Origin of the sequence: Pseudomonas sp. PS1(2021) (genome assembly GCF_020405165.1) — a bacterium.
Lineage (GTDB): Bacteria > Pseudomonadota > Gammaproteobacteria > Pseudomonadales > Pseudomonadaceae > Pseudomonas > Pseudomonas aeruginosa.
Window position 1 is genome coordinate 5,229,778 of record NZ_CP084484.1, and the last position, 21,764, is coordinate 5,251,541.

A 21,764-nucleotide genomic window follows, 5' to 3' on the forward strand; every position below is an offset into this window, starting at 1 on the left:
TCTCCCGGCGCCTTCACTCCGACCAGAAGCGTACTCCGGTCAGTTCTTCCGATAGCGCCCACAGCCGCGCGGCCAGCCCCAGGTCGCGCGCATTCCGCGGAATCCGCGCCGCCGCCGGATAACCGCGGGTTTCCAGCCAGCGATCCGGGCCGACATAGGCGCCGCCATACCAACGCTGTTCGGTCAGCGCGGAAAGTGCCGGCAGCGCTCCCATCTCCGCCGATTGCGCGAACGCTCCGTTGGCCATCTTCATCGCCCAGCGTCCCAGGCGCGAACCGGACATCGCCGGCGCCGCGTACTGCAGGTTGGTCGCCGCGTAGCCCGGATGCGCCGCCAGGCTCTGCAGAAGCACGCCCCGCTGGCCGGCGCGGCGCTGCAACTCCAGGCTGAACAGCAGATTGGCCTGCTTGCTGTGGCAATAGGCGAGATAGCGGTTGTAGCCGCGCTCGGCGTTGAGGTCGTCGAGCGGCAGCCGGCCGAACTGGTTGAAACCGCTGGTCATGCCCACCACCCTGGGCCGTGGAGCGGCCAGCAACGACTCCAGCAGCAGTCCCGTAAGGGCGAAGTGGCCGAGGTGATTGGTGCCCATCTGCATCTCGAAACCGTCGCGGGTACGCCGCAGGGGCAGGAACATCACTCCGGCGTTGTTGAACAAGAGATCGAGGCGTTCGTGGCGCTGACGGAAACCGGCGGCGCAGGCGCGGATCGAGGCGAGGTCGGCCAGGTCGAGATCGGTCAGCTCCAGGCGTGCCTGGGGATACTCGTCGAGGATCGCCCGCCGCGCCCGCTCCGCCTGTTCGCGATTGCGGCAGGCCATCACCACGGTCGCCCCTTTGCCGGCCAGCGTGCGCGCCGCCTGCCAACCCAGGCCGCTGTTGGCGCCGGTGACCAGCGCCAGGCGCCCGGCCAGTTGTGGAATGTTGCGTCGTGCCCAGGGATGCATCGCTCGTTCTCCGCTTGACTGCGTTGCCGGGCAGTATCGCGGCACCAGCCAATGCAGCGGCAGACGCGCTCGCGCCAGACTGCCGATCATTTCGGGCCAGGACACGCCAGCATGAGCCGCCGCACGGACTCCGACGCACCGACCATCACCGCTGCCTATCCGCGCCTGCTGCTCGGCCTGCTGGAGGAACGCGGCCTGGACGGACGTGCGCTGCTGCGGGAAATCGGTCTGTCGACGCTGCGACTGGAAGAGCCGGAAGCACGCGTCACATCGCAGCAGTACCAGGCGATCGCCGCCACGGCGCTCGCGCTGAGCGGCGACCCCGGCCTCGGCGCACAGCTCGCCTTGCGCACGCCTCCCACCGCCCATGGCAGCCTGGGCTACGCGATGATGGCCTCGGCGACGCTCGGCGATGCCTTGTGCCTGGCGCTGCGCTACATGCCGCTGCTGCAGGGCAACGTCGAAATCAGCCTGCTGCGCGAGGACGAGCAGGTGATCCTGCGCCTGCTGCCAGGCCCTGCGCTCCCGCCGGCGCTGCACCGGTACTTCAGCGAAGCCCTGCTGATCGGCCTGTATCGCTCCGGCGCCTGGCTGCTCGGCGAACCGGCCCTGGTCGGCAGGCTCGACTTCGACTACCCCGAACCTGCCGTGCCTGTGCCGCTGCCGCAGTGCCGCTACGACCAGGCCCACGTCCAGCTGGTGTTCCCCGCCATCCTGCTCGCCCGCTCGCTACCGATGGCCGATCCGGCTGCGTTGCGCCGCGCCCGCGAACACTGCGAGCGCGAACTGGCGCTGCTCGATGCCGGCCGCCGGGACATCTGCGCCCGCGTGCGGCTGGAGCTGGAACGCCAGGAACAGCGCTTCCCCAACCTGGAGGAAGTAGCCGCGCGCCTGCACCTGTCCAGCCGCAGCCTCAAGCGGCATCTGCATGACGCCGGCACCAGCTTTCGCCAGTTGCTCGGTCAGGCTCGCCAGCGCCAGGCCTTGCGATTGCTGCGGCGTCCCGAGGTGTCGTTGCAGCGTATCGCCCTGTACCTGGGTTACAGCGATCCAACCAACTTCACCCGCGCCTTCAAGCGCTGGACCGGCGAGCCGCCGAGCGACACCCGCGCCCGCCTGCTGGGCGGGCAACCAGTTTCACGAACAAATGCCAAGCGCTCGACAAATCCCTCGCGTTTCCCTTGAGCGCAGCAAGCGCTGTTCTATGCTGCTGCGGCCGGCATCCGGCCGGCCTCGACAGCGATATGAAAGGGACTTTATGAAACCAGCGATCAAGCGCGCCTGCCTGCTCGGCACGGCACTGTTCTCCCTCTGCGCCAGCGCAGCCCAGGCGGCCGGCGTTCTGGTAGGAACCTGGGACCTGCGGGGCAACGGCCAGCTCGCCGCGGTCTACCGCGACGGCGCCAACCTGCAGGTGGTGGAAGGCGGCAGCACCCGCAACTACAGCTTCGGCAACGTGGTCTGGTCGGTCTTCGGCGCCACCGATACCGACGGCCAGCCCGGCGCGGAAATCCTGGTCAAGGCCGGTCCCGACCTGGTGATCGTTTCCCACGCCAGCACCACCCAGCGCAAGTACCCGGTAGGCAACGTCTCCTGGGCGATCATGCGCGCCACCGACGTCGACAACGTCGCCGGCGACGAAGTCATCCTCAGCATCGGCAACGGCGTGCGCACCGTATTCGATCGCACCCGTACGCAACGCGACGCCACCTTCAGCTACAACGGCACCTGGGGCCTGTTCGACGTCGCCGACGTGGACGGCGCGCCGGGCAAGGAACTGGTGCTGAACATGGGCAACGGCGTCAAGGTCATCGACCCGCGCACCAGTGGCGCCAAGGACTTCACCTTCAGCGGCTACCACGCGCTCGCACAGATCGCCGACCTCGACGGCCAGCCCGGCGCGGAGATCATCGGCCGCACCAGCACCGGCATCTACGTGATCAGCAACGCCAGTTCCCGCAAGGAATACAACATCGGCGCCAGCGCCTGGGCACTCTATGGCGGCACCGCGGACACCGACGGCAAGCCGGGCAACGAGCTGATCGTGGTGATGCAGGGCAAGGTGCGGGTCATCCACCACGCCAGCGGCGCCAGCAGCGACTACCGCATCGGCGACGTCAACTACAGCATCGATTCGGTGGCCGACATGGATGGCCAGCCGGGCGCGGAAATCCTCGTGCGCGACGCCAACGGCAAGCTGTTCGTGATCAACGACCGCACCGGCAAGGTAAGCAGTTGAGCCGGGCGGGTTGCGTAGGGCGGGTACGCCACCGGCGCGACCCCGCCAGCCAACGCGCCGGAGGGCCGTCGGCCCGCGCATGAAAAAAGGGGAGCCTCGGCTCCCCTTCTTTCGTTCCGGCTCAGCCGTGGTACTGCGCCGACAGCTCGTGCACCGCCTCGAAGAAGGCGCCGGCATGGGCCGGGTCGACTTCCGGGGTGATGCCGTGGCCAAGATTGAACACATGCCCCGTACCCTTGCCGTAGGCCGCCAGGATCCGCGCGACTTCGGCGCGGATCGCCGCCGGATTGGCGTAGAGCACCGAGGGATCCATGTTGCCTTGCAGGGCTACGCGCTCACCGACACGGGCCCGGGCGCTGCCGATGTCGCAGGTCCAGTCCAGGCCCAGCGCCTCGGCGCCGACCTCGGCCATCGACTCCAGCCACAGGCCGCCTCCCTTGGTGAAGAGGATCACCGGCACCCGGCGTCCGTCGTGCTCGCGGATCAATCCATCGACGATCTTGCGCATGTAGGTCAGGGAGAACTCCTGGTAGGCCGCCGCCGACAAGCTGCCGCCCCATGAGTCGAAGATCTGCACCGCCTGGGCGCCGGCGTGGATCTGCCCGTTGAGGTAGCTGGTCACCGATTGCGCCAGCTTGTCCAGCAGAGCGTGCATGGCCTGAGGGTTGTCGTAGAGCATCGCCTTGGACTTGCGGAAGTCCTTGCTCGAGCCGCCCTCGACCATGTAGGTGGCGAGGGTCCAGGGGCTGCCGGAGAAGCCGATCAGCGGTACGCGGCCGTTCAGCTCGCGGCGGATGGTGCGCACGGCATCCATAACATAGCCCAGGTCCTGTTCCGGATCGGGAACCGGCAGCGCCTCGATGTCGGCCAGCGACGAGACCACCTTGCGGAAGCGCGGGCCTTCGCCGGTCTCGAAGTACAGGCCCTGGCCCATGGCATCGGGAATGGTCAGGATATCGGAGAAGAGGATCGCGGCGTCCAGCTGCGGGTAACGGTCCAGCGGCTGCAGGGTCACTTCGCAGGCCAGCTCCGGGTTCATGCACAGGCTCATGAAATCGCCGGCCTTGGCACGGGTGGCACGGTATTCCGGCAGGTAACGACCGGCCTGGCGCATCATCCAGACGGGGGTGACATCGACGGGCTGCTTGAGCAGGGCGCGGAGGAAGCGGTCGTTCTTCAGGGCAGTCATAACGGCATCCGATCAAAGGCTGCTGGCTTCACGCGGGCGCGTGCGGAAGGGGGTTATCCACAGGCCGGCGGGCGAAAAGGGCCGCTATTGTCGCAAAGCACAAAACAAAAGGCACGGCGGGGGCCGTGCCTTTTGTCTATCGCGGTGATTTGTCGCAGCGCCGGTGGCGCCGCGGGTCAGACGCCAAGGTAGTCGAGGATGCCTTCGGCCGCGGTACGTCCTTCGAAGATCGCCGTCACCACCAGGTCGGAACCACGGACCATGTCGCCACCGGCGAAGATCTTCGGGTTGCTGGTCTGGTGCTTGAACTGCGCCTGCGCCGGAGCCACCACGCGGCCCTGGCTGTCGGTGGCGATCTCGAAGCGCTCGAACCACGGCGCCGGACTCGGCCGGAAGCCGAAGGCGATCAGCACGGCTTCCGCCGGGATGATCTCCTCGGAACCGGGGATCGGTTCGGGGCTGCGGCGGCCGCGGGCGTCCGGCTCGCCGAGACGGGTCTCGACCACCTTCACGCCTTCCACCCGGTCCTCGCCGACGATGGCGATGGGCTGGCGGTTGAAGAGGAACTTCACGCCCTCTTCCTTGGCGTTCTTCACTTCCTTGCGCGAGCCCGGCATGTTTTCTTCGTCACGGCGATAGGCACAGGTCACCGACTTGGCGCCCTGGCGGATCGAAGTGCGGTTGCAGTCCATCGCGGTGTCGCCGCCGCCCAGGACCACCACGCGCTTGCCCTTCATGTCGACGAAGTCCTCGGCCGACTTCTCGAAGCCGAGGTTACGGTTCACGTTGGCGATCAGGAAGTCCAGGGCGTCGTGTACGCCCGGCAGGTCCTCGCCGGGGAAACCGCCCTTCATGTAGGTGTAGGTGCCCATCCCCATGAACACGGCATCGTACTCATCGAGCAACTGCTCCATGGTCACGTCCTTGCCGATCTCGGTGTTCAGGCGAAACTCGATGCCCATGCCGGTGAACACCTCGCGGCGACGGCTGAGGACGTGCTTCTCCAGCTTGAACTCGGGAATGCCGAAGGTCAGCAGGCCGCCGATCTCCGGGTTGCGGTCGAACACCACCGGGGTCACGCCGTTGCGCACCAGCACGTCGGCGCAGCCGAGGCCGGCCGGGCCGGCGCCGATCACCGCGACGCGCCTGCCGGTCGGCTTGACCTTGGACAGGTCCGGACGCCAGCCCATGGCGAAGGCCGTATCGGTGATGTACTTCTCCACCGAGCCGATGGTCACCGCGCCAAAACCGTCGTTGAGGGTGCAGGCGCCCTCGCAGAGGCGATCCTGCGGGCAGACCCGGCCGCAGACTTCCGGCAGGGTGTTGGTCTGGTGCGACAGTTCGGCGGCGGCCAGGATGTTGCCTTCGGAAACCAGCTTCAGCCAGTTAGGGATGAAGTTGTGCACCGGGCATTTCCACTCGCAGTACGGGTTGCCGCAGCCCAGGCAGCGGTGGGCCTGGTCGGCGGCCTGCTGCGGCTTGAACAGGTCGTGGATCTCCACGAACTCGCGCTTGCGCTGGCGCAGCAGCTTCTTCTTCGGGTCCTTGCGCCCGACTTCGATGAACTGGAAGTCGTTGTTCAGGCGGTCGGAATTCAGACGTTCAGACATATCGAAACCTCATCACAACTTCGGGCGCTTATTGCGGGTTGGCACGGGTGCTGGTCAGCAGCGAACCGAGGCTGGCCGCCTTCGGTTTCACCAGCCAGAACCGACGCAGGTAGTCATCCAGGTTTTCCAGGATGTTCGCGCCCCACTCGCTTGCCGTTTCGTTCACGTACTCAACCAGGACCTTGCGCAGGTGGCTGCGATAGGCCTCCATCGCCTCGCCGCTGATCCGCTGGATTTCCACCAGCTCGTGGTTCACGCGGTCGACGAAAGTGTTGTCCATGTCGAGGACGTAGGCGAAGCCCCCGGTCATGCCGGAGCCGAAGTTGTAGCCGGTCTTGCCCAGCACGCAGACGAAACCGCCGGTCATGTATTCGCAGCAGTGGTCGCCGGTACCTTCCACCACCGCATGGGAACCGGAGTTGCGCACGGCGAAGCGCTCGCCGGCGGTTCCGGCGGCGAACAGCTTGCCGCCGGTGGCGCCGTACAGGCAGGTGTTGCCGACGATGGCCGATTCCTGGGTCTTGAACGGACTGCCCTTGGGCGGGGTGATCACCAGCTTGCCGCCGGTCATGCCCTTGCCTACGTAGTCGTTGGCGTCGCCTTCCAGGTACAGGTGCAGGCCACCGGCGTTCCACACGCCGAAGCTCTGTCCCGCGGTGCCCTTGAAACGGAACACCACCGGTGCCTTGGCCATGCCCTGGTTGCCGTGCAGGCGGGCGATCTCGCCGGATACCCGCGCGCCGATGGATCGGTCGCAGTTGCAGATGTCCAGCTCGTACTCGCCGCCGCTCAGGCCTTCGATGGCGGCCTTCGACAGCTCGACCATCTTCTCGGCCAGCAGGCCCTGGTCGAACGGCGGGTTTTTCTCCACCTCGCAGAACTGCGGCTTGTCGGCCGGGATCAGCTCACTGCCCAGCAACGGAGCGAGATCCAGGTTCTGCTGCTTGGCGGTCTCGCCGGGGAGGATCTCCAGCAGGTCGGTGCGGCCGATCAGCTCGCCCAGGCTGCGCACGCCGAGGCGCGCCAGCCACTCGCGGGTTTCCGTGGCGATGAAGGTGAAGAAGTTGATCACCATCGCGGTGGTGCCGATGAAGTGGTCCTTGCGCAACTTGTCGTTCTGCGTCGCCACGCCGGTGGCGCAGTTGTTCAGATGGCAGATGCGCAGGTACTTGCAGCCCAGGGCGATCATCGGCGCGGTGCCGAAGCCGAAGCTCTCGGCGCCGAGAATGGCCGCCTTGATCACGTCCAGGCCGGTCTTCAGGCCGCCATCGGTCTGCACCCGGACCTTGCCGCGCAGGTCGTTGCCGCGCAGGGTCTGGTGGGTTTCCGCCAGGCCCAGTTCCCAGGGCGAGCCGGCGTACTTGATCGAGGTGATCGGCGAGGCGCCGGTACCGCCGTCGTAGCCGGAGATGGTGATCAGGTCCGCATAGGCCTTGGCCACGCCGGCGGCGATGGTGCCGACGCCCGGCTCGGATACCAGCTTCACCGATACCAGCGCCTGCGGGTTGACCTGCTTGAGGTCGAAGATCAGCTGCGCCAGGTCTTCGATGGAGTAGATGTCGTGGTGCGGCGGCGGCGAGATCAGGGTCACGCCGGGCACCGCATAGCGCAGGCGGGCGATCAGGCCGTTGACCTTGCCGCCCGGCAACTGGCCGCCCTCGCCGGGCTTGGCGCCCTGGGCCACCTTGATCTGCAGGACCTCGGCGTTGACCAGGTATTCCGGGGTCACGCCGAAGCGGCCGGTAGCCACCTGCTTGATCTTCGAACTCTTCAGCGTGCCGTAGCGCGCCGGGTCCTCGCCGCCCTCGCCGGAGTTGGAGCGACCGCCCAGGGTGTTCATCGCCTCGGCCAGCGCCTCGTGGGCCTCCGGCGACAGCGCGCCAAGGGAAATCCCGGCGGCATCGAAGCGCTTGAAGATGGCTTCCAGCGGCTCCACCTCGTCGAGCGCCAGCGGCTGCGCGGCGGTCTTCACCTGCAACAGGTCGCGGATCATCGACACTGGGCGCTGGTCCACCAGCGCGGTGTATTCCTTGAACTTCTCGTAGTCGCCCTGCTGCACGGCAGCCTGCAGGGTATTCACCACATCCGGGTTGTAGGCGTGGTATTCGCCGCCATAGACGAACTTCAGCAAGCCGCCCTGCTGGATCGGCTTGCGGTTGCTCCAGGCCTCGGCGGCCAGGAGCTTCTGCTCGTTCTCGATATCGACGAAGCGCGCGCCCTGGATGCGGCTGGCGACTCCGGTGAAGCACAGGTCGGTGACCTCGTCGGACAGGCCCACCGCCTCGAACAGCTGCGCGCCACGGTAGGACGCGACGGTGGAGATGCCCATCTTCGAGAGAATCTTCATCAGGCCCTTGGAGATCCCCTTGCGGTAGTACTTGAACACCTCGTAGAGGTCGCCCAGCACTTCACCGGTGCGGATCAGGTCGGCCAGCACCTCGTAGGCGAGGAACGGATAGACCGCCGAGGCGCCGAAGCCGATCAGCACCGCGAAATGGTGCGGATCGCGGGCGGTGGCGGTCTCCACCAGGATGTTGGAGTCGCAGCGCAGCCCGGTCTGCACCAGGCGGTGATGCACCGCACCGACGGCCAGGGCAGCATGCACCGGCAGTTTGCCGGGAGCGATATGGCGGTCGCTGAGGATCAGCAGCACCTTGCCGCCGCGCACGGCCTCCTCGGCCTGGTCGGCGATGTTGCGCACCGCGGCCTCCAGGCCCATCGACTCGTCGTAGTTGAGGTCGATGAAGTGGCGGTCGAAGCCCGGGCGGTCCAGGGTCATGATGGTCCGCCACTTCGCCGGCGAGATCACCGGAGTGGTGAGGATCGCCTGGTTGGCATGGTGCGGGGCTTCCTCGAAGATGTTCTGCTCGACGCCCAGGCAGGTTTCCAGGGACATCACGATGGCTTCGCGCAGCGGGTCGATCGGCGGGTTGGTGACCTGGGCGAATTGCTGGCGGAAGTAATCGTACGGAGAGCGGATGCGCCGGGAGAGGACCGCCATCGGCGTATCGTCGCCCATGGAGCCCACCGCTTCCTGGCCCTGCTCGCCGAGCGGACGCAGCACCTGGTCACGCTCCTCGAAGGTGACCTGGAACATCTTCATGAATTGCTTGAGCTGGTCGGCGTCGTAGCTGGCCACGCCATGGTCGTCGTCCAGGGTCGCCTGGATGCGCAGGGCATTCTGCCGCAGCCACTGCTTGTAGGGATGGCGCGACTTCAGGCGGTTGTCGATGTCGTCGCTGTGCAGGACCTGGCCGGTCTCGGTGTCCACCGCGAGGATCTGCCCCGGGCCGACGCGACCCTTGGCGATGACGTCCTCGGGCTTGTAGTCCCAGACGCCGATTTCCGAAGCCAGGGTGATGTAGCCGTTCTTCGTGGTGACCCAGCGCGACGGGCGCAGGCCATTGCGGTCGAGCAGGCAGACGGCATAGCGACCATCGGTCAGCACGACGCCGGCGGGGCCATCCCAGGGCTCCATGTGCAGCGAGTTGTACTCGTAGAACGCGCGCAGGTCGGCGTCCATGGTTTCGACGTTCTGCCAGGCCGGCGGGATGATCATGCGCAGGCCGCGGAACAGGTCCATGCCGCCGGTGACCATCAGTTCGAGCATGTTGTCCATGCTCGACGAGTCGGAGCCGACGCGGTTCACCAGCGGGCCGAGCTCTTCCAGGTCGGGGATCAGTTCGTTGGTGAACTTGGTCCGCCGCGCCTGGGCCCAGTTGCGGTTGCCGGTGATGGTGTTGATCTCACCGTTGTGGGCGAGGAAGCGGAACGGCTGCGCCAGCGGCCATTTCGGCAGGGTGTTGGTGGAGAAGCGCTGGTGGAATACGCAGATCGCGGTCTGCAGGCGCTCGTCGCCAAGGTCCGGATAGAAGGCGGCCAGGTCGGCCGGCATCATCAGGCCCTTGTAGATGATGGTCTTGTGCGAAAAGCTGCAGATGTAGTGGTCGCTGTCGGCGGCGTTGGCCACCGACGAGCGGCGCCGTGCGCTGAACAGCTTGATGGCGAAGTCCTGGTCGCTCAGGCCGGCGCCGCCGATGAACACCTGTTCGATCTGCGGCAGGCGCTCCAGCGCCAGGCGGCCGAGAACGCTGGTATCGATCGGCACCTTGCGCCAGCCGACCAACTCCAGTCCGGCGGCGACGATCTCGCGATTCATGTTCTCGCGTGCCGCCTCGGCTTTCACCGGGTCCTGGTTGAAGAACACCATGCCCACCGCGTATTGCTCGGGCAGGTCGACAGAAAAGGCTTCCCTGGCGACGGCACGCAGGAACAGGTCGGGCTTCTGGATCAGCAGCCCGCAGCCGTCCCCGGTCTTGCCATCGGCATTGATCCCACCGCGGTGGGTCATGCAGGTCAGTGCTTCGATTGCGGTTTGCAGAAGTTGATGGCTCGGCTCGCCCTGCATATGGGCGATCAGGCCAAATCCGCAGTTATCCTTGAACGTTTCAGGATGGTACAGACCTGCTTTCATAAGGAACTCTCACCGGCAAAACTTTTTTAGTCATCTACTTCGCCTGTCACCCGCTCATGCGGCGAGTTTTCGACAGGCAAAGGGAGGCCATTGTACATAGGTGCACAAGGCCTCACAAATTTTGCGGCGAGAAAATGAAATTCAATGTCGCCAAAATGAAAGACGAAACCCGCCGGTCATGCTAACGACAAGCGAGTTTCGTCAAGAGGCGACGGCAGGTCGGATCAATGCGCCTGGCCGATCTCCTGCTGGATGCTGGCGAAGGTACGCGGCCACGGCTTGCCGGCCTGCACCTTGGACGGCAGTTTTTTCACTGCGGCCAGGGCGGCGGCACGGTTCGGGAAGCTGCCATAGGTGACGACGTAGAACGGCTTGCCTTGCAGGGTTTTCTTGAAGTAGCGGAAATCGCCGCCGCCCTGCTGGCGAATGAACGCCTGGGCATTGGCTTCGGAGCCGGTACCGAGGATCTGCAGGGCGAAGTTACCACCAGACTGGTTGCGATACCACTGACTTCCCGCACCGCCACCGCTGGCCGGCTTGGCGGCCGGAGCCGGGGCCGGCTTCGCCGCGGCGGTGGTGGCCGGCTTGCTCGCCGCCGGCTTGGCCGGAGCCGGGGCCGGCTTGCTGGCCGGGGCGCTGGCGACCGGCGCGGCCGGTGCCGGGGTCTGCGCCGGAGTCGGGGTCGCCGCAGGCGCGGTCGGTTCGGTCGGCGCCGGCGGCACCGGATGCATCGGCGTGACGCCGTTGTTGGCCAGCGGCGTCACCGGAGGAGCCGAGCTGGAAACGGTAGGCGGCACCGCGGCGGACGGCAGGCCGCCTTCGTCGTCGCCACCTTGCCCGGCGGCCTGGGCCAGCGGCTCGCGAATGACCGGCTGCGACTCGCCGACCAACGGTAGCGGCAACGGCTGGCTGGAGCCGTTGAACTCCACGGCCGGGCCGCTGCCCGGCTGCTGGGCCTGGGCCGGCGTACCACCATTCATGGACAATTCGGTAGAGGCGGTCTGCGGCGCCTCCGGCTTGCTCTTGCCTTGCATGAACCAGGCGGCGATCACGCCGATGGCCACGACCGCAAGAATCACCAGATGCTTCTTGGGCAAGTTGAAAGACCCTCCGGTTGCCTTGCGCGCTGCGCCACGATTGGCCAGCATCGCTTCGATCAGGGCATCGCGGGCGACCTGGTTGATCGCTCCCGGCCAGCCTTCCGACTGCTCGTGGATGTCCACCAGCAGGTCATTGGAAATCAGCTCGATGCCCTGCCCGGCGCCCTCGAGACGCTGGGCCAGGTAGTCGCGGGTTTCCTCTTCGCTGTATGGCTGCAATTCGATGGCATGGAAGCGCTCCTCACCCTCGGAAAACACCTCCAGGCGCGGCAGCAACGACGGCTCACCGAACAGGAATACATGCAGGCGTCCCTCGTTGGTGCCGGAAGCCAGCAGCAACAGCACTTCCAGCGCGCTGTCCTGGAGCTGTTCGGCATCGTCCACCATCAGGTAGACGTCCTGCCCGGTGATCGCCAGCTGCGCCACCTTGGTCAGGATCGCCTCCAGGCTCGCCTGGTTGATGCTCAGGCCCTGCGCCACCTGGCGCAGCAACGAAGTCTCGTCGGCGGCGGTGCGCGCCGAGATCACCACGCTGAGGACCGCATCCTTGTTGGTGCTGGCCACCAGCGCCTGGCGCAGCAGGGTCTTGCCGCTGCCCAGGGGCCCGGTGACCAGCAGCAGGAGCTGGCTGTAGCGGGCCAGATGGTGCAACTGGCCGAGCACCGGCTTGCGCTGCGCCGGGAAGAACTTGAAACCCGGAACGCGCGGCGCGAACGGGTCGTGACTGAATTGGTAGTGGCCCAGGAAGGCCTCATCGGCATGCAAGCTGGTCATGGGACCTCATTCATCTCCAAGCTGGTCGGCCAAGGCCCGATAGTCGGTGCGCAGGGTCGCGTCCAAGATCTCACGGGGAAAATCGCCGGTGACCACGGCATTCCCCAGTCCTTGCAGCAAAACCAGACGCAGGCGGCCATCGAGCACTTTCTTGTCGACGGCCATGTGTTCCATAAAATCTTCCGCCGTCATCTCGGCCGGCGGTACCACGGGCAGGCCAGCCCGGCGCAGCAGGCGGGTACCGCGATCGCGCTCGGCGGCGCTCAGCCAGCCCAACCGATGCGACATCTCGAGTGCCATCACGGTTCCCGCCCCTACCGCTTCGCCGTGCAGCCAGACGCCGTAACCCTGCTGGGTCTCGATCGCATGACCGAAGGTATGGCCGAGATTCAGCGTGGCACGCACGCCCGACTCGCGCTCGTCGGCGCCCACCACGCGGGCCTTCGCCGCGCAAGAGCGCTCGATGGCCTCGGTGACAACGGTCGGCTCCAGTGCCAGCAAGGCATCCATGTGCGCTTCCAGCCAGGTGATGAACGGTTCGTCGCAAATGAAACCGTACTTGATCACCTCCGCCAGCCCGGCGGACAGCTCGCGGGACGGCAGCGTCTTCAGCGACGCGGTGTCGATGACCACCGCCTGGGGCTGGTAGAACGCACCGATCATATTCTTGCCCAACGGATGGTTGATCCCGGTCTTGCCGCCCACCGAGGAGTCGACCTGGGACAACAGGGTGGTCGGCACCTGGATGAAGTTGACCCCACGCTGGTAGCAGGCCGCGGCGAAACCGGCCATGTCACCGATGACGCCGCCGCCCAGGGCGATCAGGGTAGTCTTGCGGTCATGCCGCTCCTTCAGCAGGGCATCGAAGATCAGTTGCAGGGTTTCCCACTGCTTGTAGGCCTCGCCGTCGGGCAGCACCACAGGGGTGACCTCATGGCCTTGCAGTGCCTTGAGCAGGGTTTCCAGATAGAGAGGAGCGACCGTTTCGTTGCTGATCACCGCGACCCGGCGACCGACGATATGCGGCGCGAACCAGCGGGCGTCGCCCAGCAGGTTTTCACCGATGTAAATGGGATAGCTACGCTCGCCTAGATCGACGTGAAGTGTGCGCATGAGGCCCCCAGACAGGAAAGGGCAATAGGATAACGCAATTCGCCGCGCCTCAGCGGGGCGGCAACTTGCGCAGGCGTTCGAGAATTTCCTGGACGACCAGGCGCGGCGGCCTTTCGTCGGTCTCCACCACCACATCGGCGATTTCGCGGTAGAGCGGATCGCGCAGCGCCATCAGGTCGCGGAGGATCTGTCCCGGGTTGGGCTTCTGCAACAAGGGGCGGTTGCGGTCCCGCGCCGTGCGCGCGATCTGGTGCTCGACCGAGGCATGCAGGTACACAACCCGGCCACCGGCGCGCAGCACCTGGCGGTTACCGTCGCGCATCACCGCCCCGCCGCCGGTGGCGATCACCATGCCGTCGGCGGCGCAGAGTTCGGTGAGCATGGCCTGCTCGCGCTCGCGGAAACCGACCTCGCCCTCGACATCGAAGATCCATGGGATATTCGCGCCGCACCGCTGTTCGATCTCCTTGTCGGAGTCCTTGAACGCGAGATGCAGCTCCTTGGCGAGCAGGCGCCCGATGGTGCTCTTTCCAGCACCCATCGGGCCGACGAGGATCAGGTTGACCACGTTGTTCGATATCAGCGACCGATTGCGATGGCCTGATTATTCATGATCCGCGGTGTCAGGAAAACCAGAAGTTCGTTTTTCACGTCCGAGACCGTATCGCGCCGGAACAGCCGCCCCAGGTAAGGCAGGTCGCCGAGGAACGGCACCTTGTCCACCGACTTGCTCTGGGTGTTGCTGAACACGCCGCCGATGACGATGGTCTCGCCGTCGTTGACCAGGATCTTGGCGTTCACCTCGTTCTTGTTGATCGGCGGTACGCCGTTCAGTGCGCGATCGAAGTCCGGCGCATCCTTGGTCACCTTCACTTCGACGATGATCCGGTTGTCCGGGGTGATCTGCGGGGTCACCTCGAGGGACAGCGCGGCCTCCTTGAACGAGGTGCTGGTAGCGCCACTGGAGCTGGCCTCCTGGTAGGGTACTTCCTGGCCCTTGAGGATCTTCGCGGTTTCCTTGTCCGAGGTCACGACCTTGGGCTGGGAGACGATCTCGCCGTTGCCGGTCTTTTCCATCGCCGACAGTTGCAGGTCGAGGATGATGTTGTCGGTGATGAAGCCGATGCCGATTCCGGAGGTGGCATCCTTGGCGCCGATGTCGACGAACGGCGACGGCGACTTGCTGGTTCCCGTGGTGGGGAAAGTACAGTTGCCGGCGATCGGGCCGCAGTTCATGCCGTCCTCGTCCTTGATCCCGATATTGCCGTCCTTGCCGTAGCCTCTCCAGTTGCCCTTGTGATAAGCGCCGCCCCAGCGCACACCGAGACTCTTGTCGTAACCGACGTTGGCCTCGACGATGCGTGCCTCGATCATCACCTGGCGCACCGGAATATCCAGCTGCGAAACGATCCGCCGCAGTTCGTCCAGTCGCTCCTGGGGCTGATAGGCGATGATGCTGTTGGTGCGGTCGTCGACGGTGATCGAGCCGCGCCCGCCTTCCTTGCCTTCCTGGCCACCATCGCTGGTCACCGACTGGAACAGCTTGGCGATGTCCGCGGCCTTGGCGTAGTTCACCTGGATCAGTTCCCGGCGCAGTGGCGCCAACTCGGCGATCTGCTTCTGCGCTTCCAGCTCCTGGCGCTCACGGGCGGCGATCTCGTCGGCCGGGGCCACCAGCAGTACGTTGCCGAGCTTGCGCTTGTCCAGGCCCTTGGTCTTCAGTACCAGGTCCAGCGCCTGGTCCCACGGCACGTTCTGCAGGCGCAGGGTGATATTGCCCTGCACGGTATCCGAGGCCACCAGATTCAGGTCGGTGAAGTCGGCGATCAGTTGCAGTACCGAACGCACGTCGATGTCCTGGAAGTTCAGCGACAGTTTCTCGCCGGTATAGGCGAAATTGTCCTTCTTGCGCCGCTCGGCATCTTCCGTGGTCATCGGCTTGATGCTGACGGTCAGGCGATTGTCGGTCTGGTAGACCAGGTAGTCGTAGAGCCCGCTCGGCTCGATGGTGATGCTGGTACGGTCGGATTGCGCGCTGGCGTTGACGAACTGCACCGGCGTGGCGAAGTCCTTGACGTCCAGGCGAACCCGCAGCGCATCCGGCAGCTGGGTCTTGGCGAAGTCCAGGCGGATCTTGCCGCCCTGCTCCTGGATATCCGGGCTCAAGGTCGGGTCGGACAGGTCGATGACCACGTTGCCCTCGCCCTTTTCGCCACGCTGGAAATCGATGTTGCGGATGGCACGACCCGCCGGCACGTACGGCTTGGGTTTGATCGGCTGGGCATAGCTGGCCGGAGCCGGGCTAGCCTTGACCGGAGCGGTGGAAGCGACGCTGGCGCCGGCCGGCGAATTGCCGACCACCACGAAGAGGTTGTTGCCTTCCACCCGGGTGGTGTAGGACGACAACGTGGTCAGGTTGATGATCAACCGTGTGCGATCCTTCGCCTCGACCACCGTGACGCTGCGCGTATTGCCCACGCTCAGCTCGCGGTTCTTGGTGCCGAGCTTGTTCTGTACCCCCGGCAGATCGAGGGCGATTCGCGCCGGCTGCTCGATGGTATAGCCACGCGGCGCGGCGACGGGCTCGTCGAACTGCAGCTTTAGCTCGACCCGGTCGCCAGGCAATGCCGCCACGTCGAGTTTCTCCAGGTCCGCGGCGAGCAATGCCGGCGCGAACATGGCGGCCAGCAAAGCGATCCCGAGGCGCGAGAGGCCACTGTTCATCGTCCGACTCCGTTGTACAGACTGCTGTTGGTTATGCATGTTTTTCCCCGCCCTCAGGAGCGTTCCTTGAGAGTCAGGCTGCGCGGACGCTCCAGCCAGTTCCCCTCTCCGTCAGGAACGATTTCGATCACGTCTATTTTTCCTTCGCTGATGCCGACGACCTTGCCGTCGTTGCGCCCCAGGTAGTCCCCGACCCTCACCCGGTGCACGCCACCCGCGCCCTTCACCAGGGCGAAGGTGCCCTGGGCGTTGGACAGGGTGCCGACCATCTCGAAGGTCTCGATGTTGAAGCCTTCCAGGAACTGCTTGACCCGCGTCTCGTCGGGCTTGATCACCTTGTTGCCCTTCTGCCGCACGGTCAGGTCGATCTTCACCGGCGGCTGGAACGGGCTGCGTAGCGACGCGGCGCTATAGGTGAAGGCCTCGTACGGCTGGAACTTCGGCAACGGCTCGATGGTGCCCTTGGGCCGGGCGCGAACCTCGTCCATGTAGGACTGCAGATCGGCGAAATCGGAACCGCCGCCGCATCCGGCCAGGCTGGCGAGCAGCAGGCTGCTCAGAATCAGGCGGGCTCTCATTTCTTCAGCCCCTTGTCGTTGTAGCGATAGGTCTTGGCCAGGATGCTCATGCGCAGCTTGGACGTGCTGCCGGGCGCGACCGGCTTGATCTCGAAGTCATGCAGGGTGACGATCCGCGGCAGGCTGGACACGCCGCTGACGAAGGTCGCCAAGTCGTGGTAGCCGCCGACCACGCTGATCTGGATCGGCAGCTCGATGTAGAACTGCTGGGCAACCTCGGGAAGCAGCTTGATTTCCTCGAACTCCAGGCCGCTGCCCAGGCCGGTACGAGTGATGTCCTCGAGCAGCCCGGGTACCTCGGTGTCGCTGGGCAACTGCCGCAGCAAGGCGCCAAAGGACTCTTCCATCTCCTTCATCTGTGCCTTGTAGGCTTCCAGGTTCGCGGCCTGGAAGGCCTTGGTGGAGAACTGCTGCTTGAGCGTCTCCTCTTCCGCGGCCTGCTGTTCGAGCTGAGCCTGCATGTCACTCAGATGGAAGTTGTAGCCCAGCGCCAGGACCGCCGCGGTCAGCAGCACGCAGACGATGACCTTGACCGCCGCCGGCCAGGAACCGATGTTGTTCAGGTCGAGATCGTTGATATCGATCTTGCGCAGACTTTCCAGGGAACTGGCCAGACTCATTTCTTGGCTCCTTGCGCAACCCCATGCTTCGCCTTGGCGTCTTCCTCGCCGGGCTGCGTCTGCTGCACGGTCAGTTGGAACACGTTGGCCTGGTCCACCGCGCCCTGGGTCACCGCCTTGACCTCGTTCAGGGTCGGGGCGGTCAGCCACTCGGACGCGTCCATGTTGCGCATGAGATTGGAAACGCGGTTGTTGGACTCGGCCGCGCCGGCGATGGCGATGTTCTTGCCGGTCATCTTCAGGTCGGTGAAATACACGCCGTCGGGCAAGGTCCGCACGAGCTGGTCGAACACCCGTCCGATGATGGGACGGTTGCCCTGCAGGTCCTGGATGATCTTCATCCGCTCGAGCAATTGCTGGCGCCGCGACTTCAGTTCGCTGATTTCCTTGATCCGGGCGTCGAGTACGACGATTTCCTTGCGCAGGAAGTCGTTGCGGGCGTTCTGGTTCTCGATGGCCGCGGTGAAGTACTGGTCGCCAAGGAATACCAGCGCAGCCGATGCCACCAGGACGCCGCCAAGAATCACCAGGAACTGCTGCTTGCGCTGCTCGCGCAGCTCTTCGCGCCAGGGTAGAAGGTTGATCCGTGCCATCAGTCGAAACTCCTCAACGCCAGGCCGCAGGCGATCATCAACGCCGGAGCGTCGCTGGCTAGGGCGCCGGCATTCACCTTGCCGTTCAGCGCCATGTCGGCGAACGGGTTGGCGACCAGGGTCGGGGTGCCGATCTTCTGTTGGATCAACCGATCGAGATCCTGGATAGACGCCGTACCGCCCGCCAGGACGATGTAGTCGACGTCGTTGAACTGTCCGGCGGCGAAGAAGAACTGCAGCGAGCGGGAAACCTGCTGCACCACGGCGTCCTTGAACGGACGCAGAACTTCGCTGTCGTAGTCATCCGGAAGACCGCCCTGCTTCTTGGCGAGACCGGCTTCCTCCACCGAGAGTCCGTAACGCCGCTGGATCTCCTCGGTGAGCTGGCGACCGCCGAACAGCTGTTCGCGGGTATAGATGGTGCGTCCGTTGTGCAGGACGCTCAGGGTGGTCATGGTCGCGCCGATGTCCACTACCGCCACGGTCAACTGGTCGGTGTCGGCACCCAGCTGGCTGCTCAGCAGCGCATAGGAGCGCTCCAGCGCGTAGGCCTCGACGTCGACCACCTTGGCGGTCAGGCCGGCCAGCGCCAGGGCCGCTTCGCGAACCTCGACGTTCTCTTTCCGACAGGCGGCCAGGAGTACGTCCACGCGCTCGGGATTGCGCGCGGAGAGTCCCTGGACCTCGAAGTCGATGGCGACTTCCTCCAGCGGATAGGGGATGTACTGGTCGGCCTCGATCTTCAGCTGGTTTTCCAGTTCATCCTCGGAAAGCCCGGCCTCCATCTCGATGGTCTTGGTGATCACCGCCGAACCGGCGACGGCGACCACGGCCGACTTCAGGTTGGTTTTCGCCTTGACCAGCACCCGTGACAACGCCTGGCCGACCCCTTCCAGCTCGACGATGTTCTTTTCCACGACTGCATTCGGCGGAAGCGGCTCGACGGCATAGGCCTCCACTTTGTAGCGGCCTCCGGAGCGGCTCAACTCAAGGAGCTTTACCGAGGTCGAGCTGATGTCGATCCCCAGCAAGGTGTTCGCTTTCTTCTTTATGAGCCCTAGCACGACCAATTCCCTATTAGCGTTCAATACTTACGAACGATTCTTCTTTTTTCACATTAGATACCAGAGCCGAAGGCCAGGCAAATGGCTAGGTCACAGAAAAATTGCTTATAATGTGAACAGCTTTTGCCTTTTTCCTGTCCTATTCGCTTAACTCTTTCTTTTTCCTGGAAATCCGAATCTACCCATGCGCCTGCTGAAGTTCCTGTGGTGGACTTGCGTCACCCTGATTTGTGGAGTGCTGCTCAGTTTCAGCGGCGCCTATCTCTATCTGAGTCCCAGCCTGCCCTCGGTGGAAGCTCTGCGTAACGTCCAGCTGCAGATCCCCCTCAAGGTCTACAGCGAGGACGGCAAGCTCATCTCCGAGTTCGGCGAGATGCGCCGGACGCCGATCCGCTTCGCCGACATCCCGCAGGACTTCATCCATGCCCTGCTGTCCGCCGAGGACGACAATTTCGCCAACCATTATGGCGTCGATGTGAAAAGCCTAATGCGCGCCGCCGCGCAATTATTGAAAAGCGGTCACATCCAGACTGGCGGCAGCACCATCACCATGCAGGTAGCGAAGAACTACTTCCTTACCAATGAAAGAAGCTTCTCGCGAAAGATCAATGAAATCCTCCTGGCCCTGCAGATCGAGCGACAGCTGACCAAGGACGAGATCCTCGAGCTCTACGTCAACAAGATCTACCTGGGCAACCGTGCCTATGGCATCGAGGCTGCCGCACAGGTCTATTACGGCAAGCCGATCAAAGACTTGAGCCTGGCCGAGATGGCGATGATCGCCGGCCTGCCGAAAGCGCCCTCGCGCTACAACCCGCTGGTCAACCCGACCCGCAGTACGGAGCGGCGCAACTGGATCCTCGAGCGCATGCTCAAGCTCGGCTTCATCGACCAGCAACGCTACCAGGCCGCCGTCGAGGAGCCGATCAACGCCTCCTACCACGTGCAGACCCCCGAACTGAATGCGCCCTACATCGCCGAGATGGCCCGTGCCGAGATGGTCGGCCGCTACGGCAGCGAGGCCTATACCGAGGGCTACAAGGTCATCACCACGGTCCGCAGCGACCTGCAGAACGCCGCCAGCCAATCGGTCCGCGACGGCCTCATCGACTATGACCAGCGCCACGGCTACCGCGGCCCGGAGACCCGCCTGCCGGGCCAGACCCGCGACGCCTGGCTCAAGCACCTGGGCCAGCAGCGCAGCATCGGCGGCCTGGAGCCGGCGATCGTCACCCAGGTGGAAAAGAGCGGGATCATGGTGATGACCCGCGACGGCAAGGAAGAAGCCGTGACCTGGGACAGCATGAAATGGGCACGCCCCTTCCTCAGCAACAACAGCATGGGCCCGATGCCGCGCCAGCCCGCCGACGTGGCCCAGGCCGGCGACCAGATCCGCGTGCAGCGCCAGGAAGACGGCACCCTGCGCTTCGTACAGATTCCCGCCGCACAGAGCGCGCTGATCTCCCTCGACCCGAAGGACGGGGCGATCCGCTCGCTGGTCGGCGGCTTCTCCTTCGAGCAGAGCAACTACAACCGCGCGATCCAGGCCAAGCGCCAGCCGGGCTCCAGTTTCAAGCCGTTCATCTACAGCGCGGCCCTGGACAACGGTTTCACCGCCGCCAGCCTGGTCAACGATGCGCCGATCGTGTTCGTCGACGAGTACCTGGACAAGGTCTGGCGACCGAAGAACGACACCAACACCTTCCTCGGCCCGATCCCGCTGCGCGAAGCCCTGTACAAGTCCCGCAACATGGTCTCGATCCGCGTCCTGCAGGGCCTGGGCATCGAGCGGGCGATCAGCTACATCACCAAGTTCGGCTTCCAGCGCGACGAACTGCCGCGCAACTTCTCCCTGGCCCTGGGTACCGCGACAGTCACACCGATGGAAATCGCCGGCGCCTGGAGCGTATTCGCCAACGGCGGCTACAAGGTCAATCCGTACGTCATCGAACGCATCGAGAGCCGCGACGGACAGGTGCTGTACCAGGCCAATCCGCCCCGCGTGCCGGTGGAAGAACAGGTCGCTGCGCCGGATGCGGAAGACGCCGGGAATCCTGGTGACCCCGAGCATCCGGAGAGCGCCGAAGGCGAAGGTTCGATCGAAGCCCAGCAAGTCGCCGCCAAGGCCCAGACCACCTTCGAGCCGACCCCGGCCGAGCGGATCATCGATGCCCGTACCGCCTATATCATGACCAGCATGCTGCAGGACGTGATCAAGCGCGGTACCGGGCGTCGCGCCCTGGCGCTGAAGCGCACCGACCTGGCCGGCAAGACCGGCACCACCAACGATTCCAAGGATGGCTGGTTCTCCGGCTACAACTCCGACTACGTGACCAGCGTCTGGGTCGGCTTCGACCAGCCGGAGACCCTGGGTCGCCGCGAGTACGGCGGTACCGTCGCGCTGCCGATCTGGATCAGGTACATGGGCTTCGCCCTCAAGGACAAGCCGATGCACACCATGGCCGAGCCGCCAGGCATCGTCAGCCTGCGCATCGACCCGGTGACCGGCCGTTCGGCCGCGCCGGGCACTCCCGGCGCCTATTTCGAGATGTTCAAGAACGAGGATACCCCGCCCTCGGTCAATGAACTGCCGCCAGGCAGCTTCCCTGGCAGCCCGCTGCCGGATGACGAAGGCGCGCCGATCGACCTGTTCTGAACCGGCCGGCGCCTGCGCTTCGTTGGCGACGACGGGAGCGCGAGGCGCAGGCAAAAAGAAACCCCGCCAAGGCGGGGTTTCTTTTTA

At 65.0% G+C, this 21,764-nt stretch carries 15 protein-coding genes; 3 read left to right on the plus strand and 12 right to left on the minus strand.

What is annotated here, in order from left to right; all coding sequences use genetic code 11:
- Positions 1-13 precede the first annotated feature (13 nt).
- Positions 14-943, minus strand: a complete 930-nt coding sequence (locus tag LE197_RS25000) for an oxidoreductase (protein ID WP_023108834.1) — start codon at positions 941-943, stop codon at positions 14-16.
- Between the two features lie 111 nt (positions 944-1,054).
- Between LE197_RS25000 and LE197_RS25005 the strand changes: the two genes are divergently transcribed.
- Together LE197_RS25005 and LE197_RS25010 are read left to right on the plus strand one after the other, a co-directional pair.
- Positions 1,055-2,128, plus strand: a complete 1,074-nt coding sequence (locus LE197_RS25005; protein ID WP_003103694.1) for an AraC family transcriptional regulator — start codon at positions 1,055-1,057, stop codon at positions 2,126-2,128.
- Between the two features lie 73 nt (positions 2,129-2,201).
- Positions 2,202-3,182 (plus strand): hypothetical protein, encoded by a 981-nt coding sequence (locus LE197_RS25010; protein WP_003103696.1) that lies wholly within the window; start codon positions 2,202-2,204, stop codon positions 3,180-3,182.
- A gap of 121 nt (positions 3,183-3,303) precedes the next feature.
- On the opposite strand, the gene hemE is transcribed toward LE197_RS25010, so the two are convergent.
- The 11 genes from hemE to pilM all read right to left on the minus strand — a co-directional run bounded on the left by hemE (position 3,304) and on the right by pilM (position 19,021).
- Positions 3,304-4,371 carry a uroporphyrinogen decarboxylase gene (gene hemE / locus LE197_RS25015; protein ID WP_003103698.1) on the minus strand — a complete coding sequence of 356 codons (1,068 nt, stop codon included), beginning with the start codon at positions 4,369-4,371 and terminating at the stop codon, positions 3,304-3,306.
- 176 nt (positions 4,372-4,547) lie between these two features.
- Positions 4,548-5,981, minus strand: a complete 1,434-nt coding sequence (locus tag LE197_RS25020) for an FAD-dependent oxidoreductase (protein ID WP_003095829.1) — start codon at positions 5,979-5,981, stop codon at positions 4,548-4,550.
- 28 nt (positions 5,982-6,009) lie between these two features.
- Positions 6,010-10,455, minus strand: a complete 4,446-nt coding sequence (gene gltB, locus LE197_RS25025; protein ID WP_023084644.1) for a glutamate synthase large subunit — start codon at positions 10,453-10,455, stop codon at positions 6,010-6,012.
- 224 nt (positions 10,456-10,679) lie between these two features.
- Positions 10,680-12,329, minus strand: a complete 1,650-nt coding sequence (locus tag LE197_RS25030; protein ID WP_003116139.1) for an AAA family ATPase — start codon at positions 12,327-12,329, stop codon at positions 10,680-10,682.
- A gap of 6 nt (positions 12,330-12,335) precedes the next feature.
- Positions 12,336-13,442, minus strand: a complete 1,107-nt coding sequence (aroB, locus tag LE197_RS25035) for a 3-dehydroquinate synthase (RefSeq protein ID WP_019726985.1) — start codon at positions 13,440-13,442, stop codon at positions 12,336-12,338.
- 49 nt (positions 13,443-13,491) lie between these two features.
- The gene (gene aroK / locus LE197_RS25040; RefSeq protein ID WP_003095833.1) at positions 13,492-14,010 is read right to left on the minus strand and encodes a shikimate kinase AroK; all 519 of its coding nucleotides are present in this window, start codon (positions 14,008-14,010) and stop codon (positions 13,492-13,494) included.
- 11 nt (positions 14,011-14,021) lie between these two features.
- Positions 14,022-16,166: a type 4a pilus secretin PilQ gene (gene pilQ / locus LE197_RS25045; RefSeq protein ID WP_012614629.1), complete on the minus strand. Its 2,145-nt coding sequence runs from the start codon at positions 16,164-16,166 to the stop codon at positions 14,022-14,024.
- A 53-nt stretch (positions 16,167-16,219) separates the two neighbouring features.
- The gene (gene pilP / locus LE197_RS25050) at positions 16,220-16,744 is read right to left on the minus strand and encodes a type 4a pilus biogenesis lipoprotein PilP (RefSeq protein WP_003095836.1); all 525 of its coding nucleotides are present in this window, start codon (positions 16,742-16,744) and stop codon (positions 16,220-16,222) included.
- Entirely contained in the window at positions 16,741-17,364 is a 624-nt protein-coding gene (gene pilO / locus LE197_RS25055; RefSeq protein WP_003103268.1) for a type 4a pilus biogenesis protein PilO, read from the minus strand. The genes pilP and pilO overlap by 4 nt, the downstream gene beginning before the upstream one ends.
- On the minus strand, positions 17,361-17,957 hold the full coding sequence (gene pilN / locus LE197_RS25060; RefSeq protein ID WP_003095839.1) for a type 4a pilus biogenesis protein PilN: 597 nt from the start codon (positions 17,955-17,957) through the stop codon (positions 17,361-17,363). The genes pilO and pilN overlap by 4 nt, the downstream gene beginning before the upstream one ends.
- On the minus strand, positions 17,957-19,021 hold the full coding sequence (gene pilM / locus LE197_RS25065) for a type IV pilus assembly protein PilM (protein WP_003110888.1): 1,065 nt from the start codon (positions 19,019-19,021) through the stop codon (positions 17,957-17,959). The genes pilN and pilM overlap by 1 nt, the downstream gene beginning before the upstream one ends.
- Before the next feature lie 184 nt (positions 19,022-19,205).
- On the opposite strand from pilM, the gene LE197_RS25070 reads away from it, so the two are divergent.
- Positions 19,206-21,677, plus strand: a complete 2,472-nt coding sequence (locus tag LE197_RS25070) for a penicillin-binding protein 1A (protein WP_003095841.1) — start codon at positions 19,206-19,208, stop codon at positions 21,675-21,677.
- Positions 21,678-21,764 lie beyond the last annotated feature (87 nt).

What these genes read in the sequence shown, in the direction of transcription:
- pilP (WP_003095836.1), bottom strand. Translation starts at nt 16,744, where the DNA reads ATGAGAGCCCGCCTGATTCTGAGCAGCCTGCTGCTCGCCAGCCTGGCC.
- aroB (WP_019726985.1), bottom strand. Translation starts at nt 13,442, where the DNA reads ATGCGCACACTTCACGTCGATCTAGGCGAGCGTAGCTATCCCATTTAC.
- LE197_RS25005 (WP_003103694.1), top strand. Translation starts at nt 1,055, where the DNA reads ATGAGCCGCCGCACGGACTCCGACGCACCGACCATCACCGCTGCCTAT.
- LE197_RS25020 (WP_003095829.1), bottom strand. Translation starts at nt 5,981, where the DNA reads ATGTCTGAACGTCTGAATTCCGACCGCCTGAACAACGACTTCCAGTTC.
- LE197_RS25000 (WP_023108834.1), bottom strand. Translation starts at nt 943, where the DNA reads ATGCATCCCTGGGCACGACGCAACATTCCACAACTGGCCGGGCGCCTG.
- pilO (WP_003103268.1), bottom strand. Translation starts at nt 17,364, where the DNA reads ATGAGTCTGGCCAGTTCCCTGGAAAGTCTGCGCAAGATCGATATCAAC.
- pilQ (WP_012614629.1), bottom strand. Translation starts at nt 16,166, where the DNA reads ATGAACAGTGGCCTCTCGCGCCTCGGGATCGCTTTGCTGGCCGCCATG.
- gltB (WP_023084644.1), bottom strand. Translation starts at nt 10,455, where the DNA reads ATGAAAGCAGGTCTGTACCATCCTGAAACGTTCAAGGATAACTGCGGA.
- pilN (WP_003095839.1), bottom strand. Translation starts at nt 17,957, where the DNA reads ATGGCACGGATCAACCTTCTACCCTGGCGCGAAGAGCTGCGCGAGCAG.
- LE197_RS25070 (WP_003095841.1), top strand. Translation starts at nt 19,206, where the DNA reads ATGCGCCTGCTGAAGTTCCTGTGGTGGACTTGCGTCACCCTGATTTGT.
- LE197_RS25030 (WP_003116139.1), bottom strand. Translation starts at nt 12,329, where the DNA reads ATGACCAGCTTGCATGCCGATGAGGCCTTCCTGGGCCACTACCAATTC.
- LE197_RS25010 (WP_003103696.1), top strand. Translation starts at nt 2,202, where the DNA reads ATGAAACCAGCGATCAAGCGCGCCTGCCTGCTCGGCACGGCACTGTTC.
- hemE (WP_003103698.1), bottom strand. Translation starts at nt 4,371, where the DNA reads ATGACTGCCCTGAAGAACGACCGCTTCCTCCGCGCCCTGCTCAAGCAG.